This is a genomic window from Streptomyces sp. NPDC055400 (assembly GCF_053644375.1).
Map to the genome: position 1 here is coordinate 328,714 of NZ_JBSHLM010000008.1, position 17,982 is coordinate 346,695.

At 69.4% G+C, this 17,982-nt stretch carries 14 protein-coding genes; all 14 read right to left on the reverse strand.

Annotated elements, in window-relative coordinates; all coding sequences use genetic code 11:
• Positions 1-54: 54 nt before the first annotated feature.
• Positions 55-2,031 carry a DNA helicase RecQ gene (gene recQ, locus ACWIGU_RS23020; RefSeq protein ID WP_454403524.1) on the reverse strand — a complete coding sequence of 659 codons (1,977 nt, stop codon included), beginning with the start codon at positions 2,029-2,031 and terminating at the stop codon, positions 55-57.
• Positions 2,032-2,372: 341 nt separating this feature from the next.
• Positions 2,373-4,037, reverse strand: a complete 1,665-nt coding sequence (nuoN, locus tag ACWIGU_RS23025; RefSeq protein ID WP_454403526.1) for an NADH-quinone oxidoreductase subunit NuoN — start codon at positions 4,035-4,037, stop codon at positions 2,373-2,375.
• Positions 4,034-5,605: an NADH-quinone oxidoreductase subunit M gene (locus tag ACWIGU_RS23030; protein ID WP_356279044.1), complete on the reverse strand. Its 1,572-nt coding sequence runs from the start codon at positions 5,603-5,605 to the stop codon at positions 4,034-4,036. Before ACWIGU_RS23030 ends, nuoN begins: the two co-directional genes overlap by 4 nt.
• A 5-nt stretch (positions 5,606-5,610) precedes the next feature.
• Complete coding sequence (nuoL, locus tag ACWIGU_RS23035) at positions 5,611-7,512, reverse strand: NADH-quinone oxidoreductase subunit L (protein WP_454403528.1); 1,902 nt, start codon at positions 7,510-7,512, stop codon at positions 5,611-5,613.
• A gap of 14 nt (positions 7,513-7,526) precedes the next feature.
• Complete coding sequence (gene nuoK / locus ACWIGU_RS23040; RefSeq protein WP_100598032.1) at positions 7,527-7,826, reverse strand: NADH-quinone oxidoreductase subunit NuoK; 300 nt, start codon at positions 7,824-7,826, stop codon at positions 7,527-7,529.
• Positions 7,823-8,647: an NADH-quinone oxidoreductase subunit J gene (locus tag ACWIGU_RS23045; RefSeq protein WP_454403530.1), complete on the reverse strand. Its 825-nt coding sequence runs from the start codon at positions 8,645-8,647 to the stop codon at positions 7,823-7,825. The genes nuoK and ACWIGU_RS23045 overlap by 4 nt, the downstream gene beginning before the upstream one ends.
• Positions 8,644-9,255 carry an NADH-quinone oxidoreductase subunit NuoI gene (nuoI, locus tag ACWIGU_RS23050; protein ID WP_356279035.1) on the reverse strand — a complete coding sequence of 204 codons (612 nt, stop codon included), beginning with the start codon at positions 9,253-9,255 and terminating at the stop codon, positions 8,644-8,646. The genes ACWIGU_RS23045 and nuoI overlap by 4 nt, the downstream gene beginning before the upstream one ends.
• A complete protein-coding gene (gene nuoH, locus ACWIGU_RS23055; protein WP_454403532.1) occupies positions 9,248-10,630 on the reverse strand; it encodes an NADH-quinone oxidoreductase subunit NuoH in 1,383 nt (460 codons plus the stop codon). The genes nuoI and nuoH overlap by 8 nt, the downstream gene beginning before the upstream one ends.
• Positions 10,627-13,125, reverse strand: coding sequence for an NADH-quinone oxidoreductase subunit G (locus tag ACWIGU_RS23060; RefSeq protein WP_454403534.1), 2,499 nt, complete (start codon positions 13,123-13,125; stop codon positions 10,627-10,629). The genes nuoH and ACWIGU_RS23060 overlap by 4 nt, the downstream gene beginning before the upstream one ends.
• Positions 13,122-14,477, reverse strand: a complete 1,356-nt coding sequence (gene nuoF / locus ACWIGU_RS23065) for an NADH-quinone oxidoreductase subunit NuoF (RefSeq protein ID WP_454403536.1) — start codon at positions 14,475-14,477, stop codon at positions 13,122-13,124. Before nuoF ends, ACWIGU_RS23060 begins: the two co-directional genes overlap by 4 nt.
• Positions 14,474-15,352: an NADH-quinone oxidoreductase subunit NuoE gene (gene nuoE / locus ACWIGU_RS23070; RefSeq protein ID WP_454403538.1), complete on the reverse strand. Its 879-nt coding sequence runs from the start codon at positions 15,350-15,352 to the stop codon at positions 14,474-14,476. Before nuoE ends, nuoF begins: the two co-directional genes overlap by 4 nt.
• The gene (locus tag ACWIGU_RS23075) at positions 15,349-16,683 is read right to left on the reverse strand and encodes an NADH-quinone oxidoreductase subunit D (protein WP_454403540.1); all 1,335 of its coding nucleotides are present in this window, start codon (positions 16,681-16,683) and stop codon (positions 15,349-15,351) included. Before ACWIGU_RS23075 ends, nuoE begins: the two co-directional genes overlap by 4 nt.
• A complete protein-coding gene (locus ACWIGU_RS23080; protein WP_356279018.1) occupies positions 16,683-17,423 on the reverse strand; it encodes an NADH-quinone oxidoreductase subunit C in 741 nt (246 codons plus the stop codon). Before ACWIGU_RS23080 ends, ACWIGU_RS23075 begins: the two co-directional genes overlap by 1 nt.
• The gene (locus ACWIGU_RS23085) at positions 17,420-17,974 is read right to left on the reverse strand and encodes a NuoB/complex I 20 kDa subunit family protein (RefSeq protein WP_006133126.1); all 555 of its coding nucleotides are present in this window, start codon (positions 17,972-17,974) and stop codon (positions 17,420-17,422) included. The genes ACWIGU_RS23080 and ACWIGU_RS23085 overlap by 4 nt, the downstream gene beginning before the upstream one ends.
• Positions 17,975-17,982: the final 8 nt, after the last annotated feature.

Genomic DNA, 17,982 nt, shown 5'->3' on the forward strand with positions numbered 1-17,982 from the left:
GGCATCGTCAGTGGCCTGAGGGCGCCGTCACCACCGTCACCACCGTCACCACCGTCACCAGTCGATGTCCTCCGGCTCCGGCTCGCCCTCGGGCCAGCCGGGGTCCGGCTCCGGCGCCTCTCCGGCGGCGGAGTCGGCCGGGGCTGCCGGGCCGCTGGAACCGGCGCCGTCCAGGCCCGCCAGGACGCCGAGCACACCCTCGCCCCACGTGGCCAGCTTCTTCTCGCCGACGCCGCCGATCGTCCCCAACTGGGCGACGGACGTCGGGTGCTGGAGGGCGATCTCCTTGAGCGTCGCGTCGTGGAAGATGACGTACGCCGGGACCCCGTTCTCCTTCGCCTGCGCGCCGCGCCACGCGCGCAGCGCCTCGAACACGGGCTGCAGCTGCTCCGGCAGGTCCGCAGCGGGCGACTTCGCCTTGCGGTCCCGCGAGGCCGACCGGGACGTGGCGGGGCGCGGCGCCTCCTTGCGCAACCGCACCTCCCGCTGACGCCCGAGGACGCTCCCGCTCTCCTCGGTGAGCACCAGCGTCCCGTACTCGCCCTCGACCGCGATGAGCCCCTGTGCGAGCAACTGCCGTGCCACGCCCCGCCATTCGGCCTCGCTCAGGTCCTCGCCGATGCCGAAGACGGAGAGCTGGTCGTGGTCGAACTGGATGACCTTGGCCGTGCGCTTGCCCATCAGGATGTCGATGACCTGGCCCGCGCCGAACTTCTGCCTGCGCTCCCGGTCGAGACGCACCACCGTGGAGAGGATCTTCTGAGCGGCGACGGTCCCGTCCCAGGTCTCCGGCGGCGAAAGGCACGTGTCGCAGTTGCCGCAGCTTGCCGCCTGCGGCTCCTGGCCGAAGTACATGAGGAGCTGGGACCTGCGGCACTGCGCCGTCTCGCACAGCGCCAGCATCGCGTCGAGGTGGGACCCCGCCCGGCGCCGGAACGCCTCGTCCCCCTCCCCCATGTTGATCAGCTTCCGCTGCTGGACGACGTCCTGCAGCCCGTACGCCATCCAGGCCGTGGACGCGAGCCCGTCACGGCCGGCGCGGCCCGTCTCCTGGTAGTACCCCTCGACGGACTTCGGCAGGTCGAGGTGCGCGACGAACCGGACGTCGGGCTTGTCGATGCCCATGCCGAACGCGATGGTCGCGCAGACGACCAGTCCCTCCTCGCGCAGGAACCGGGACTGGTGCGCCGCGCGGGTGCCCGCGTCCAGGCCCGCGTGGTACGGGACCGCCTCGATGCCGTTGCGGCTGAGGAACTCGGCTGTCGCCTCCACCGACTTGCGCGACAGGCAGTACACGATGCCCGCGTCGCCCTCGTGCTCCTGCTTGAGGAAGCTGAGGAGCTGCTTCTTCGGGTCCGCCTTCGGCACGATCCGGTACTGGATGTTGGGCCGGTCGAAGCTCGCCACGAAGTGCTTCGCGTCCGGCATGCCAAGGCGCTGGGTGATCTCCTGGTGCGTGGCGTGCGTCGCCGTCGCCGTGAGCGCGATGCGCGGCACGTCAGGCCAGCGCCGGCCGAGGACGGAGAGCGCCAGGTAGTCGGGGCGGAAGTCGTGCCCCCACTGCGCCACACAGTGCGCCTCGTCGATCGCGAAGACGGAGATCCTGCCGCGGGAGAGCAGGTCGAGCGTGGAGTCGAGGCGCAGCCGCTCCGGCGCCAGATAGATGACGTCCAGCTCGCCCGCGAGGAACTCGGCCTCGACGGTGCGGCGCTCGTCGAAGTCCTGCGTCGAGTTCATGAACCCGGCGCGCACGCCCAGCGCGCGCAGCGCGTCCACCTGGTCCTGCATGAGGGCGATGAGGGGCGAGATCACGACGCCCGTGCCGGGCCTGACCAGGGCCGGGATCTGGTAGCACAGGGATTTCCCGCCGCCGGTCGGCATCAGGACGACGGCGTCCCCGCCGTCCACGACGTGGTCGATGATCGCTTCCTGCTCGCCGCGGAACGCGTCATATCCGAAGACGCGGTGCAGCGTCTCCAGCGCGCCGCCGCGCGTCGCCGTCGCCACGCCGGGCTCCGTCACCTCGCTCATGCCACCGATCCCATTCATCGCCCTGTCCCCCGTACGTCCATACTTTGTGGTTCGACCACTGCTGCCACGATAGGGCTCCGCACCGACAGCCCGAAAAGTTATCCACAGGCTGGGGGTGAAGTCACTTCCCGGCTGGGGGTCCGGGGGTCGTCCCCCGGGAAGCTGCAGCCCACAGGCTGGGGGTGAAGTCACCTCCCGGCCGGGGGTCCGGGGGTCGTCCCCCGGGAAGCCGCAGCCCACAGGCTGGGGGCGAAGTCACCTCCCGGCCGGGGGTCCCGGAACGCCTCCGCCCGGCATCCCCTCGCGGGGACACCGGGCGGTGACGACCGTGCGCCGCGCGGTTACCGCACGAACACGCTCGCCTGGTTCGCCAGGTCCAGGAAGTACTGCGGCGCGAGGCCCAGCACCACCGTGACCGCCACACCCACCGCGATCGTGGTCATGGTCAGCGGCGAGGGCACCGCGACCGTCGGACCGTCCGCCTTCGGCTCACTGAAGAACATGAGCACGATCACCCGGATGTAGAAGAAGGCCGCGATGGCCGACGAGATCACACCGACCACGACGAGCGCACCGGCCCCGCCCTCCGCCGCCGCCTTGAACACGGCGAACTTTCCGGCGAAACCCGACGTCAGCGGGATACCGGCGAAGGCGAGCAGGAACACCGCGAAGACGGCCGCGACCAGCGGCGAGCGGCGTCCGAGCCCCGCCCACTTCGACAGATGCGTGGCCTCGCCGCCCGCGTCCCTGACCAGCGTCACCACAGCGAACGCGCCGACGGTCACGAAGGAGTACGCGCCCAGGTAGAAGAGCACGGACGAGATGCCGTCGGGCGTGGTGGCGATGACACCGGCGAGGATGAATCCGGCGTGTGCGATCGACGAGTACGCGAGGAGCCGCTTGATGTCGGTCTGGGTGATCGCGACGATCGCGCCGCCCAGCATCGTGATGATCGCGATGGCCCACATGACCGGCCGCCAGTCCCAGCGCAGGCCGGGCAGGACGACGTAAAGGAGCCGCAGGAGGGCGCCGAAGGCGGCGACCTTCGTGGCGGCCGCCATGAAGCCGGTGACCGGTGTCGGCGCGCCCTGGTAGACGTCCGGGGTCCACATGTGGAACGGCACGGCGCCGACCTTGAACAGCAGGCCCATGACGACCATGGCGACGCCGATGAGCAGCAGCGCGTCGTTCCCCATGGTGTCGGCGAGCGCCGGGTCGATGTTCTGGATCGATCCGTCGACGACGTCGGCGATCGTGGCGTACGACACGGAGCCCGCGTACCCGTACAGGAGGGCGATGCCGAACAGGGTGAACGCCGAGGCGAACGCGCCGAGGAGGAAGTACTTGACCGCGGCCTCCTGCGACATGAGCCGCTTGCGGCGGGCCACGGCGCACAGGAGGTAGAGCGGCAGGGAGAAGACTTCCAGGGCGATGAACAGCGTCAGGAGGTCGTTCGCCGAGGGGAAGACCAGCATGCCGCCGATCGCGAAGAGCGCGAGCGGGAACACCTCGGTGGTGGTGAACCCGGCCTTCACGGCGGCCTTCTCGCTGTCGCTGCCGGGCACGGACGAGGCCTGCGCGGCGAACGAGTCGACGCGGTTGCCGTGCGCCTCCGGGTCCAGGCGGCGCTCGGCGAACGTGAAGATCGCGACGAGGCCGGTCAGCAGGATCACGCCCTGGAGGAACAGGGCCGGGCCGTCGACGGCGATCGCGCCCATGGCCGCGATGTGCGCCTTCGTGGTGCCGTACCCGCCGGCCGCGAGCCCGACCACCGCGGCGAACGCGGCGGCCAGGGCGACGACGGCGAGGAACACCTGGACGTAGTAGCGGGACTTGCGCGGCAGGAACGCCTCGACGAGGACCCCGATGACCGCCGCACCGATGACGATCAGGGTGGGCGACAATTGGCCGTACTCGATCTTCGGCGCGTCGATCTTCGAGATTTGTTCCTTGAGCGGCGACGTGGCCGCCGTTGTCCACAGGCTGTGGACGGCTGCTGCGCTCACTTGGCCGCCTCCACCGCTGGCTTCGGGTCCTTCTTGTGTACGTCGGACAGGGTCTGCTTGACCGCCGGGTTCACCAGGTCGGTGACCGGCTTCGGGTAGACGCCCAGGAAGATCAGCGCGGCGATCAGCGGGACGACCACCGCGAGTTCCCGCACGCGCAGGTCCGGCAGGGCTGAGACCTCCGGCTTCACCGGGCCCGTCATCGTCCGCTGGTAGAGGACGAGCGTGTAGAGCGCGGCGAGCACGATGCCGAAGGTCGCGATGATCCCGATCACCGGGTAGCGCGAGAACGTGCCGACCAGGACCAGGAACTCACTCACGAAGGGCGCGAGGCCCGGCAGCGAGAGGGTCGCGAGGCCGCCGATCAGGAACGTGCCGGCGAGCACCGGGGCGACCTTCTGCACGCCTCCGTAGTCCGCGATCAGGCGCGAGCCGCGCCGCGAGATCAGGAAGCCCGCCACCAGCATCAGGGCGGCCGTCGAGATCCCGTGGTTGACCATGTAGAGCGTCGCGCCCGACTGGCCCTGGCTCGTCATCGCGAAGATGCCGAGGACGATGAACCCGAAGTGCGAGATCGACGCGTACGCCACCAGGCGCTTGATGTCCCGCTGGCCGACCGCGAGCAGCGCCCCGTAGACGATGCTGATGAGGGCCAGTACGAGGATGACCGGCGTCGCCCATTTCGAGGCCTCCGGGAAGAGCTGGAGGCAGAAGCGGAGCATCGCGAACGTGCCGACCTTGTCGACCACCGCCGTGATGAGGACGGCGACCGGGGTGGTGGCCTCCCCCATCGCGTTCGGCAGCCAGGTGTGCAGCGGCCACAGCGGCGCCTTCACCGCGAAGGCGAAGAAGAAGCCGAGGAAGAGCCAGCGCTCGGTGCTGGTCGCCATGTGCAGCGAGCCGTCGGCCCGCGCGGCGGCGATCTCCTGGAGCGAGAAGTTCCCCGCCACCACGTAGAGACCGATCACGGCCGCCAGCATGATGAGGCCGCCGACGAGGTTGTAGAGCAGGAACTTCACGGCGGCGTACGAGCGTTGGGCCGCCGCGTTCTCGTCGCTGCCCGCGTGGGCACGGTCCCCGAAGCCGCCGATGAGGAAGTACATCGGGATGAGCATGGCTTCGAAGAAGATGTAGAAGAGGAAGACGTCGGTGGCCTCGAAGGAGATGATCACCATCGCCTCGACGCCGAGGATCAGGGCGAAGAAGCCCTGCGTCGGGCGCCACCTCGAACTTCCCGTCTCCTGCGGGTCGGCGTCGTGCCAGCCCGCGAGGATCACGAACGGGATCAGGAGGGCGGTGAGCGCGATGAGCGCCACCGCGATGCCGTCCACGCCCAGCTCGTACCGCACCCCGAAGTCCTTGATCCAGGAGTGGGATTCGGTGAGCTGGTAGCGGGCGCCACCGGGCTCGAAGCGCACGAGCACGACCGCGGCCAGCACCAGCGTGGCGAGCGAGACGAGCAGCGCCAGCCACTTCGCCGCCGTGCGCCGCGCGGCCGGTACGGCAGCCGTGGCGATGGCTCCCACGGCGGGGAGCACCGCCGTCGCTGTCAGCAGAGGAAAGGACATTGCTATCAGACCGCCCTCATCAGCAGGGTCGCGGCGACGATGAGTGCCGCACCGCCGAACATCGAGACGGCGTACGAGCGGGCGTAGCCGTTCTGGAGCTTGCGCAGCCGGCCGGAGAGCCCGCCGACCGAGGCCGCCGTCCCGTTGACCACGCCGTCGACCAGGGTGTGGTCGACGTAGACCAGGGAGCGGGTGAGGTGCTCGCCGCCGCGGACCAGGACCACGTGGTTGAAGTCGTCCTGGAGGAGGTCACGGCGGGCGGCCCGGGTGAGCAGCGAGCCGCGCGGGGCGGCGACGGGGACCGGGCGCCGGGCGTACTGGAGGTAGGCCAGGGCCACGCCGATCACCAGGACCACCATGGTGGCCGCGGTGACGGTCGTGGCGCTGATCGGCGCGTCCCCGTGGCTGTGCTCGGTGACCGGCTCCAGCCAGTGCAGGAAGCGGTCACCGATGCTGAAGAAGCCACCCGCGAAGACGGATCCGACTGCGAGCACGATCATCGGGATCGTCATGGACCTGGGCGACTCGTGCGGGTGCGGCTCGTGGCCCTCTGCGTCCGGCTGCCAGCGCTTCTCACCGAAGAACGTCATGATCATCACGCGCGTCATGTAGAACGCGGTGATGGCCGCGCCGAGCAGGGCCAGCGAGCCGAGGATCCAGCCCTCCGTGCCGCCCTTCGCGAACGCCGCCTCGATGATCTTGTCCTTGGAGAAGAAGCCGGACAGACCGGGGAAGCCGATGATCGCGAGGTAGCCGAGCCCGAACGTGACGAACGTGACCGGCATGTACTTCCTGAGGGCGCCGTACTTCCTCATGTCCACCTCGTCGTTCATGCCGTGCATGACCGAACCGGCGCCGAGGAAGAGGCCCGCCTTGAAGAAGCCGTGCGTCACCAGGTGCATGATCGCGAAGACGTAGCCGATGGGGCCGAGGCCCGCGGCCAGCACCATGTACCCGATCTGCGACATCGTCGAGCCGGCCAGCGCCTTCTTGATGTCGTCCTTCGCGCAACCGACGATCGCACCGAACAGGAGCGTGACCGCACCCACGATGACGACGACGAGCTGCGCGTCCGGCGACGCGTTGAACACCGCGCCGGAGCGGACGATCAGATAGACACCGGCGGTCACCATGGTCGCGGCGTGGATGAGGGCCGAGACCGGGGTCGGGCCCTCCATCGCGTCACCGAGCCAGGACTGCAGCGGCACCTGGGCGGACTTGCCGCACGCGGCGAGCAGCAGCATCAGGGCGATGCCCGTCAGCGTCGCGCCGCCGCCCTGGTGCTCCTCCGCCGCCTTCAGGACCGGCGCGAAGGCGAACGTCCCGAACGTCGTGAACATCAGCATGACGGCGATCGACAGGCCCATGTCGCCGACGCGGTTGACCAGGAAGGCCTTCTTCGCCGCGGTCGCCGCGCTGGGCTTGTGCTGCCAGAAGCCGATCAGGAGGTACGAGGCGAGGCCCACGCCCTCCCAGCCGACGTACAGGAGCAGGTAGTTGTCGGCGAGGACCAGGAGCAGCATCGCCGCGAGGAACAGGTTCAGGTAGCCGAAGAAGCGGCGGCGCCGCTCGTCGTGCTCCATGTACCCGATCGAGTAGATGTGGATCAGCGTGCCCACACCGGAGATCAGGAGCACGAACGTCATCGACAGCTGGTCCAGCTGGAAGGAGACGTCCGCCTGGAAGCCCTCGACCGGGATCCAGCTGAACAGGTGCTGGGTGAAGGTGCGGTCGTCGGCGCTCTTGCCGAGCATGTCGGTGAAGAGGACGACGCCGATGACGAAGGAGGCGGCCGAGAGCAGCGTGCCGAGCTGATGGCCCACACGGTCAAGCCGCCGTCCGCCGCACAGCAGTACGGCCGCTCCGAGCAGTGGCGCCGCTACCAGCAGCGCAATCAGGTTTTCCACTGTGCAGCGACCCCTTACAGCTTCATCAGGCTGGCGTCGTCGACCGAGGCCGAGTGGCGGGAACGGAACAGCGACACGATGATCGCGAGCCCGACCACGACCTCCGCGGCGGCGACGACCATCGTGAAGAAGGCGATGATCTGGCCGTCGAGATTGCCGTGCATCCGGGAGAACGCGACGAACGCGAGGTTGCACGCGTTGAGCATCAGCTCGACGCACATGAACAGGACGATCGCGTTCCGCCTGATGAGCACGCCGGTGGCGCCGATCGTGAACAACAGGGCGGCGAGATACAGGTAGTTGACCGGATTCACTTCGACGCCTCCTCGGTCCGCTCAAGGCGCTCGGCCGAGCGCTGCTCCAGGGCCTTCAGGTCACTGAGCGCCTCGTCCGACACGTCGCGGATCTGGCCGCGCTGGCGCAGCGTCTTGTTGACCGTGAGCTCGGACGGGGTGCCGTCGGGGAGCAGGCCCGCGATGTCGACCGCGTTGTGCCGGGCGTAGACACCCGGGGCGGGCAGCGGCGGCAGGTGCTTGCCCTCGCGCACACGCTGCTCGGCCATCTCCCGCTGCGTCCTGGCCCGTTCGGTGCGCTCGCGGTGCGTGAGCACCATGGCTCCGAGGGTGGCCGTGATCAGCAGGGCGCCGGTGATCTCGAAGGCGAAGACGTACTTCGTGAAGATGAGGGCGGCGAGCCCTTCCACGTTCCCCCCGGCGTTCGCCTTGCCCAGTCCGCTGAACTGGTGGAGCGAGGCGTTCCCGATGCCCGCGAGGAGCAGGATCCCGAAGCCGAGTCCGCAGATCGCGGCCAGCCAGCGCTGCCCCTTGATGGTCTCCTTCAAGGAGTCGGCCGCGGTGACACCGACGAGCATGACCACGAAGAGGAACAGCATCATGATCGCACCGGTGTAGACGATGATCTGGACGACGCCCAGGAAGTACGCGCCGTTGGCCAGGTAGAAGACCGCCAGGACGATCATGGTCCCGGCGAGGCACAGCGCGCTGTGCACCGCCTTCTTCATCAGGACCGTGCACAGGGCGCCGATGACGGCGACCGTGCCGAGGACCCAGAACTGGACGGCCTCACCGGTGGAGGTGCCCGCAGCAAGCGTGGCTGCGGCGGCGAGCTGGCTCATGCCTCCGCCCCCTCGGGTTCCGGCTTCTCGCCCTTGGAGACGGCGACCTGACGCACCGTGCCGGGCGCGGCCTCCGTCACCAGACCCCGGTAGTAGTCCTGCTCGTCCGTGCCGGGGAAGATCGAGTGGGGCGATTCGACCATGCCCTCCTCGAGCCCGGCGAGCAGCTGCTCCTTGGTGTAGATCAGGTTCTCGCGGCTGCTGTCGGCGAGTTCGAAGTCGTTCGTCATCGTCAGCGCGCGCGTGGGGCACGCCTCGATGCACAGGCCGCACAGGATGCAGCGGGCGTAGTTGATCTGGTAGACGCGGCCGTACCGCTCGCCCGGCGAGTAGCGCTCCTCGTCGGTGTTGTCCGCGCCCTCCACATAGATGGCGTCCGCGGGACAGGCCCACGCGCACAACTCGCAGCCGATGCACTTCTCCAGGCCGTCCGGATGACGGTTGAGCTGGTGCCGGCCGTGGAAGCGCGGGGCCGTGGTCTTGGGCTGCTCCGGGTACTGCTCCGTCAGCCGCTTCTTGAACATGGCCTTGAAGGTCACGCCGAAGCCGGCCACGGGATTCTGGAAGCCGGGCTTGGTCTGCCCGCCCTCCGTCGACTCCTCAGCCATGGGACGCCTCCTTTCCGTCACTGGGACCCTCACCGGTTCCGTCACCGGCAGTATCCGGTCCGCCACTGACAATCAACTCCCGCTCCCCGCGCGGGCGTCGGCGCGGCACGGCCGGCGGAGTCTGGCCGGGCAGCGGCGGCACCGGGAAGCCGCCTGCCATCGGGTCGAAGGCCGCGGCGCGTTCGGCCGCCTCCTGTGCCTCGCGTTCCTTGCCCCCGCGGTCCCTGAAGATGTCGACCAGGAACGAGAGCAGCAGCAGGGCGAGGACGCCCCCGCCCACGTACAGGGCGATGGAGGCGAAGTCGTAGTTCTCGTTCCGCAGGGTCCGCACGGTGGCGACGAGCATCAGCCAGACCACGGAGACCGGGATCAGGACCTTCCAGCCGAGCTTCATCAGCTGGTCGTAACGCACGCGCGGGAGCGTGCCGCGCAGCCAGATGAAGAAGAACAGCAGCAGCTGGACCTTGATGACGAACCAGAGCATCGGCCACCAGCCGTGGTTCGCGCCCTCCCAGAACGTGGACACCGGCCACGGGGCCCGCCAGCCGCCCAGGAAGAGCGTCACCGACACGGCCGAGACCGTCACCATGTTCACGTACTCGGCGAGCATGAACAGCGCGAACTTGATCGACGAGTACTCGGTGTTGAAGCCGCCGACGAGGTCGCCCTCGGACTCCGGCATGTCGAACGGCGCGCGGTTCGTCTCGCCGACCATCGTCACGATGTAGATGAGGAACGAGACCGGCAGGAGCACGATGTACCAGCGGTCGTGCTGCTGGGCCACGATCTCCGAGGTGGACATCGACCCGGAGTAGAGGAACACCGACGCGAAGGCCGCGCCCATCGCGATCTCGTACGAGATCATCTGGGCGCAGGACCGCAGACCACCCAGCAAGGGGTAGGTCGATCCGGAACTCCAACCCGCGAGCACGATCCCGTAGATGCCGACCGAGGCGACCGCGAGGATGTAGAGCAGCGCGATCGGCAGGTCGGTGAGCTGCATCGTGGTGCGGTGGCCGAAGATCGAGACCTCGTTGCCGGAGGGCCCGAAGGGGATCACGGCGATCGCCATGAACGCCGGGATGGCGGCGACGACCGGGGCCAGGATGTAGACCACCTTGTCGGCGCGCTTGACGACGACGTCTTCCTTCAGCATCAGCTTGATGCCGTCGGCGAGCGACTGGAGCATGCCCCAGGGGCCGTGCCGGTTGGGGCCGATGCGCAGCTGCATCCAGGCGACGACCTTGCGCTCCCACACGATGGAGAAGAGCACGGTCACCATCAGGAAGGCGAAGCAGAAGACCGCCTTGACCGCGACCAGCCACCAGGGATCGCGGCCGAACAGAGAGAGGTCTTCCAGAGCGAGCGGGATCATGACTGCACCTCCTTGGCCTCGTCGATGCCCGCGGGACCGATCCGGACGAGTGCGCCGGGCACGGCCCCCGTGTCGGAGGCCACGCCCCCGCCGGTGGAGTTCAGCGGAAGCCACACGACGCGGTCCGGCATCTCCGTGACCTGGAGCGGGAGTTGAGTCGTCCCCGCCGGTCCGGTGACGGCGAGTACGTCGCCGTCCTTGACGCCCGCCTCGGCGGCCGTGGCGGCCGACACACGCGCGCGTGCCGCGTGCCGCGTGCCGGCGAGCGCGTCGTCCCCCTCCTGGAGGCGGCCCTGGTCGAGCAGCAGCCGGTGGCCCGCGAGGACGGCCTCACCGGACGCGGGCCGCGGCAGCTGCGAGGCCGTCTCCAGCGAGTCCGTCGCGCGGATCCCGCTCCACCCGCCGAGGCGGTCGAGCTCCCCCCGCGCGGCCCGCAGGTCCGGCAGTCCCAGGTGTACGTCCATGGCGTCCGCGAGCATCTGGAGGACCCGCGCGTCGGCGGGCGCCACGGAGCGCGTCATCTGGTCGGGCTTGAGCGCGGCCTCGAAGAGGCGTGCCCGGCCTTCCCAGTTGAGGAACGTGCCCGCCTTCTCGGCGACCGCGGCGACCGGGAGCACAACGTCCGCGTGGTCGGTGACCTCGCTGGGACGCTGCTCCAGGGAGACGACGAACGCCACCTCGTGCAGTGCTTCACGCGCGCGTGCCGGGTCGGGCAGGTCCGCGACCTCGACACCGGCGACGACCAGGGCCCGCAGCTCGCCGCCGGCGGCGGCCTCGACGATCTGGCCCGTGTCGCGCCCGTAGCGGTGCGGGAGTTCGGACACTCCCCAGGCGGCTGCGACCTCTTCCCGTGCGCGCGGGTCGGTGGCCGGGCGTCCGCCCGGAAGCAGCGAGGGCAGCGCGCCCGCCTCGATCGCGCCGCGCTCCCCGGCCCGGCGCGGAATCCACACCAGCTGGGCGCCGGTCGCCGTGGCGGCCCGTACGACGGCGGTCAGGGCACCCGGCACGGACGCGAGCCGCTCGCCGACGACGATGACGGCACCCTCGGCACGCAGCGCCTGGGACGCCTCGGCGCCGCCGTCCTCCAGGCCGAAGCCGGAGGCGAGTGCGTCGAGCCACTCGGTCTCGGTGCCCGGAGCGGCCGGCAGCAGCGTGCCACCCGCCTTCTCCAGGCCCCTGGTCGCGAACGGGGCGAGCCCGAACGTCCGCTGGCCGTGCCCGCGCCACGCCTTGCGCAGCTTCAGGAAGACGCCGGGCGCCTCCTCCTCGGCCTCGATCCCGACGAGCAGGACGGCGGGCGCCTTCTCCAAAGACGTGTACGTGACCCCGACACCGTCGAGATCCCGCCCGCGTCCGGCGACCCGCGCCGCCAGGAAGTCGGCCTCCTCGCTGCTGTGCACGCGCGCGCGGAAGTCGATGTCGTTCGTGTCGAGCGCCACGCGCGCGAACTTGCTGTACGCGTACGCGTCCTCGACGGTGAGCCGGCCACCGGTCAGGACCCCGGCGCGTCCGCGGGCCGACGAAAGGCCCCGTGCCGCGACGTCCAGGGCCTCGGGCCAGGACGCGGGCTCCAGCACACCGTCCGCGTTCCGCACGAGCGGTGTGGTCAGCCGGTCGGGCTTCTGCGCGTAACGGAACCCGAAGCGGCCCTTGTCGCAGACCCACTCCTCGTTGACCTCGGGGTCGTTCGCGGCGAGGCGCCGCATGACCTTGCCGCGCCGGTGGTCGGTGCGGGTCGCACAGCCGCCCGCGCAGTGCTCGCACACGGACGGCGAGGACACGAGGTCGAACGGACGGGAGCGGAATCGGTACGCCGCCGAGGTCAGCGCCCCGACCGGGCAGATCTGGATCGTGTTCCCGGAGAAGTACGACTCGAAGGGGTCGCCCTCGCCGGTGCCGACCTGCTGGAGCGCGCCGCGCTCGAGCAGCTCGATCATCGGATCACCGGCGATCTGGTTGCTGAACCGCGTGCAGCGTGCGCAGAGCACACACCGCTCACGGTCGAGCAGGATCTGGGTCGAGATCGGCACCGGCTTCTCGAACGTCCGCTTCTTCCCGTCGAAACGGGAGTCCGACTGGCCGTGCGACATGGCCTGGTTCTGCAGCGGGCACTCGCCGCCCTTGTCGCAGACCGGGCAGTCCAGGGGGTGGTTGATGAGGAGCAGCTCCATCACGCCCCGCTGCGCCTTCTCGGCGACGGGCGAGCTGAGCTGGCTCTTGACCACCATGCCGTCGGTGCAGGTGATGGTGCAGGACGCCATCGGCTTGCGCTGGCCCTCGACCTCGACGATGCACTGGCGGCAGGCGCCGGCCGGGTCGAGCAGGGGGTGATCGCAGAAGCGGGGGATCTCGATGCCGAGCTGTTCGGCGGCGCGGATCACCAGCGTGCCCTTGGGCACGCTGATCCCGATGCCGTCGATCGTCAGCGAGACGAGATCTTCCGGCGGCACCGCCGCCTCACCGCCCCCGGAGGGAGCGCCTGTGGTTACCGTCATGCGTTCACCTCCGTGCGGTGGTCCGCCCAAGCGGTCGACTTGGCGGGGTCGAAGGGGCAGCCCTTGCCCGTGATGTGCTGCTCGTACTCCTCGCGGAAGTACTTGAGCGAGGAGAAGATCGGGGACGCGGCGCCGTCGCCGAGCGCGCAGAACGACTTGCCGTTGATGTTGTCGGCGATGTCGTTCAGCTTGTCGAGGTCGCTCATGGAACCGGCCCCACTTTCAATGTCCCGCAGCAACTGCACGAGCCAGTACGTCCCTTCACGGCACGGTGTGCACTTGCCGCAGGACTCGTGGGCGTAGAACTCGGTCCAGCGGGTGACCGCCCGCACGACGCAGGTCGTCTCGTCGAAGCACTGGAGCGCCTTCGTGCCGAGCATCGATCCCGCGGCGCCGACGCCCTCGTAGTCGAGGGGCACGTCGAGGTGCTCGTCGGTGAACATCGGGGTCGAACTGCCGCCGGGCGTCCAGAACTTGAGGCGGTGGCCCGGACGCATGCCGCCGCTCATGTCGAGGAGCTGGCGCAGCGTGATGCCGAGCGGCGCCTCGTACTGGCCGGGGTTGGTGACGTGCCCGCTGAGCGAGTACAGCGTGAAGCCCGGGGACTTCTCGCTGCCCATCGACTTGAACCAGTCCTTGCCGCGATTCAGGATCGCGGGAACCGACGCGATGGACTCGACGTTGTTGACAACAGTGGGGCACGCGTAGAGGCCCGCGACCGCGGGGAAGGGGGGACGGAGCCGCGGCTGGCCACGGCGGCCTTCGAGCGAGTCGAGCAGTGCGGTCTCCTCGCCACAGATGTACGCGCCCGCGCCCGCGTGCACCGTGACGTCGAGGTTCAGCCCGCTGCCCAGGACGTTCTCGCCCAGGTAGCCCGCCGCGTAGGCCTCCCGCACGGCCTCGTGAAGCCGTCGCAGTACGGGGACGACCTCGCCCCGCAGATAGATGAAGGCATGCGAAGAGCGGATCGCGTAGCACGCGATCACGATCCCCTCGATGAGGGAATGCGGGTTCGCGAAGAGGAGCGGGATATCCTTGCAGGTCCCCGGCTCCGACTCGTCGGCGTTGACAACCAGATAGTGCGGTTTGCCGTCGCCCTGCGGAATGAACTGCCACTTCATTCCGGTGGGGAAGCCCGCGCCGCCTCGGCCTCGCAGGCCCGAGTCCTTCACATAGGCGATCAGGTCGTCCGGCGACATGGCGAGCGCCTTGCGCAGACCCTCGTAGCCGTCGTGCCTCCGGTAGACGTCGAGGGACCAGGACTTGTCCTCGTCCCAGAACGCCGAAAGGACCGGCGAGAGCAGCTTCTCGGGGCTGGTGTCGTTGTTGATCTCGGCTGCCAAGGTCATCACTCCCCCTCCTCGGCGACAGGGCCCGCCGGGTGGGCCGGATCGGAGGACGACGTGTCCTGGGGCGCGTCGTGCGAGCTCAGGTGCTCGGCGGGCGACGCGTCGTGCGGTGGCGCGTCGCCGGCGTCCCGATGGGGACCTCCGTCGCGCGGATGGACCACGCGCGCGGGGGCGGCCTCGCCCCTGGCGAGACGCAGGCCGATCAGCGAGGCAGGTCCCGCGCTGCCGCTCGCCTCGACGGCGCCGGGCCGCTCGTCCGGGAAGCCGGCAAGGATCCGCTCGGTCTCCTTGTACGTGCACAGGGGGGCGCCTCGGGTGGGTTCGACGTCCGCGCCCGCGCGCAGGTCGTCGACCAGCCGCTTCGCGCTGCCCACGGTCTGGTTGTCGAAGAACTCCCAGTTGACCATCACGACGGGCGCGAAGTCGCAGGCCGCGTTGCACTCGATGTGCTCGAGGGTGACCTTGCCGTCCTCGGTCGTCCCGCCGTTGCCGACGCCCAGGTGCTCCTGGAGGGCCTCGAAGATGGCGTCGCCGCCCATCACGGCGCACAGCGTGTTCGTGCAGACCCCGACCTGGTAGTCACCGCCCGGCTTGCGCCGGTACATCGTGTAGAACGTCGCGACGGCGGTGACCTCGGCGGTCGTCAGGCCCAGCATGTCGGCGCAGAACTTCATGCCCGTGCGCGTGACATGGCCCTCCTGCGACTGCACGAGGTGCAGCAGCGGGAGGAGCGCGGAGCGGGAATCCGGGTAGCGGGCGATGATCTCGCGCGCGTCCGTCTCGAGCCGGGCTCGGACGTCGTCCGGGTAGTCGGGCGCGGGCAGTTGGGGCATGCCCAGGCTGACACCCTGGCCCTGCTCGGAAGGAGTGGTGGTCACCGGTCGACGCCTCCCATCACGGGGTCGATGGACGCGACGGCGACGATGACGTCGGCGACCTGGCCGCCCTCGCACATCGCCGCCATGGCCTGAAGGTTGGTGAAGGAGGGGTCTCGGTAGTGGACCCGGTAGGGGCGGGTGCCGCCGTCGGACACGACGTGCACCCCGAGCTCCCCCTTGGGGGATTCGACGGCGGAGTACGCCTGCCCGGCGGGGACCCGGAAGCCCTCGGTCACCAGCTTGAAGTGGTGGATCAGGGACTCCATGGAGGTGCCCATGATCTGCTTGATGTGGTCGAGCGAGTTGCCGAGGCCGTCCGGGCCGAGCGCGAGCTGCGCGGGCCAGGCGATCTTCTTGTCGCCGACCATGACCGGGCCCGGGGCGAGCCTGTCCAGGCACTGCTCGACGATGCGCAGCGACTGCCGCATCTCCTCCAGGCGGATCAGGAAGCGTCCGTAGGAGTCACAGGTGTCGGCGGTCGGGACCTCGAAGTCGTAGTTCTCGTAACCGCAGTACGGCTGCGACTTGCGCAGGTCGTGCGGGAGGCCCGCCGCGCGCAGGATCGGCCCGGTCGCGCCGAGGGCCATGCAGCCGGTGAGGTCGAGATAGCCGACGTCCTGCATACGGGCCTTGAAGATGGGGTTCCCGGTGGCGAGCTTGTCGTACTCGGGAAGGTTCTTCGACATCTTCTTCACGAACTCGCGGATCTGGTCCACCGCGCCGGGCGGCAGGTCCTGGGCGAGTCCGCCGGGCCGGATGTACGCGTGGTTCATGCGCAGGCCGGTGATGAGCTCGTAGATATCGAGAATGAGTTCACGATCACGGAAGCCGTAGATCATGATCGTCGTGGCGCCGAGCTCCATGCCGCCGGTGGCGATGGCGACCAGGTGCGAGGACATCCGGTTCAGCTCCATGAGGAGGACCCGGATGATGGTCGCGCGGTCGGGGATCTCGTCCTCGATGCCGAGGAGCTTCTCGACGGCCAGGCAGTACGCCGCCTCGTTGAAGAACGGCGTCAGATAGTCCATGCGCGTCACGAACGTGGTGCCCTGCGTCCACGTGCGGTACTCGAGGTTCTTCTCGATGCCCGTGTGCAGATAGCCGATGCCGCAGCGGGCCTCGGTGACCGTCTCGCCGTCGATCTCCAGGATCAGCCGGAGCACGCCGTGCGTGGACGGGTGCTGCGGGCCCATGTTGACGATGATGCGCTCGTCGTCGGCCTTGGCCGCGGACTGGACGACCTCGTCCCAGTCGCCGCCGGTGACCGTATATACGGTCCCCTCGGTCGTCTCGCGCGCCGAAGCGGCCGATGCCGCAGAAGAAGTAGACATCAGGAGTACGACCTCCGCTGGTCCGGAGCCGGGATCTGGGCGCCCTTGTACTCGACGGGGATGCCGCCGAGCGGGTAGTCCTTGCGCTGCGGGAAGCCCTGCCAGTCGTCCGGCATCATGATCCGCGTCAGGGCCGGGTGGCCGTCGAAGACCAGACCGAAGAAGTCGTACGTCTCGCGCTCGTGCCAGTCGTTCGTCGGATAGACGGCGACCAGCGAGGGGACGTGCGGATCCGCGTCGGGGGCGCTGACTTCGAGACGGATCAGCCGGTTGTGCGTGATCGAGCGCAGGTGGTAGACGGCGTGCAGCTCGCGGCCCTTGTCGTCCGGGTAGTGCACCCCGCTCACGCCCGTGCAGAGCTCGAAGCGCAGGGCCGGATCGTCGCGCAGCGTCTGGGCGACGCGCACCAGGTGCTCGCGTTCGATGTGGAACGTGAGCTCGTCGCGGTCGACGACGGTCTTGTCGATGGCGTTCTCGGGGACGAGGCCCTGTTCCTCCAGGGCCCCCTCCAGCTCGTCGGCCACCTCGTCGAACCAGCCGCCGTACGGCCGCGTGGCGGCGCCCGGCAGCCGTACGGAGCGGACGAGGCCGCCGTAGCCCGACGTGTCGCCGCCGTTGTTGGCGCCGAACATGCCGCGCTGGACGCGGATCTCCTCGCCCTGGTCGCCGCGCTGCCCCGGGAGGTTGGCCGCGCTGAGGTCCTTCTCGGGGTTGACCCCGTTGCTGTCCGCGTCGCTCACCGCAGCAGCCCCTTCATCTCGATCGTCGGGAGCGCCTTGAGCGCCGCTTCCTCCGCCTCGCGGGCCGCCTCCTCGGCGTTCACGCCGAGCTTGGAGGACTGGATCTTCTGATGGAGCTTGAGAATCGCGTCCATCAGCATCTCCGGCCGCGGCGGACAGCCGGGCAGGTAGATGTCCACAGGGACTACGTGATCGACGCCCTGCACGATCGCGTAGTTGTTGAACATCCCGCCCGACGAGGCGCACACGCCCATGGAAATGACCCACTTGGGGTTCGGCATCTGGTCGTAGACCTGCCGCAGGACGGGCGCCATCTTCTGGCTCACGCGCCCGGCCACGATCATCAGGTCCGCCTGCCGCGGCGAGCCGCGGAAGACCTCCATGCCGAAGCGCGCCAGGTCATAGCGGCCGGCGCCCGTCGTCATCATCTCGATGGCGCAGCACGCCAGGCCGAACGTGGCCGGGAAGACGGATGACTTGCGCACCCAGCCCGCGGCCTGCTCGACGGTGGTCAGCAGAAAGCCGCTCGGCAGCTTTTCTTCGAGTCCCATGGCTTAAG

What these genes read in the sequence shown, in the direction of transcription:
- ACWIGU_RS23060 (WP_454403534.1), bottom strand. Translation starts at nt 13,125, where the DNA reads ATGACGGTAACCACAGGCGCTCCCTCCGGGGGCGGTGAGGCGGCGGTG.
- ACWIGU_RS23085 (WP_006133126.1), bottom strand. Translation starts at nt 17,974, where the DNA reads ATGGGACTCGAAGAAAAGCTGCCGAGCGGCTTTCTGCTGACCACCGTC.
- ACWIGU_RS23045 (WP_454403530.1), bottom strand. Translation starts at nt 8,647, where the DNA reads ATGAGCCAGCTCGCCGCCGCAGCCACGCTTGCTGCGGGCACCTCCACC.
- nuoI (WP_356279035.1), bottom strand. Translation starts at nt 9,255, where the DNA reads ATGGCTGAGGAGTCGACGGAGGGCGGGCAGACCAAGCCCGGCTTCCAG.
- ACWIGU_RS23030 (WP_356279044.1), bottom strand. Translation starts at nt 5,605, where the DNA reads ATGTCCTTTCCTCTGCTGACAGCGACGGCGGTGCTCCCCGCCGTGGGA.
- nuoH (WP_454403532.1), bottom strand. Translation starts at nt 10,630, where the DNA reads ATGATCCCGCTCGCTCTGGAAGACCTCTCTCTGTTCGGCCGCGATCCC.
- recQ (WP_454403524.1), bottom strand. Translation starts at nt 2,031, where the DNA reads ATGAGCGAGGTGACGGAGCCCGGCGTGGCGACGGCGACGCGCGGCGGC.
- ACWIGU_RS23075 (WP_454403540.1), bottom strand. Translation starts at nt 16,683, where the DNA reads ATGTCTACTTCTTCTGCGGCATCGGCCGCTTCGGCGCGCGAGACGACC.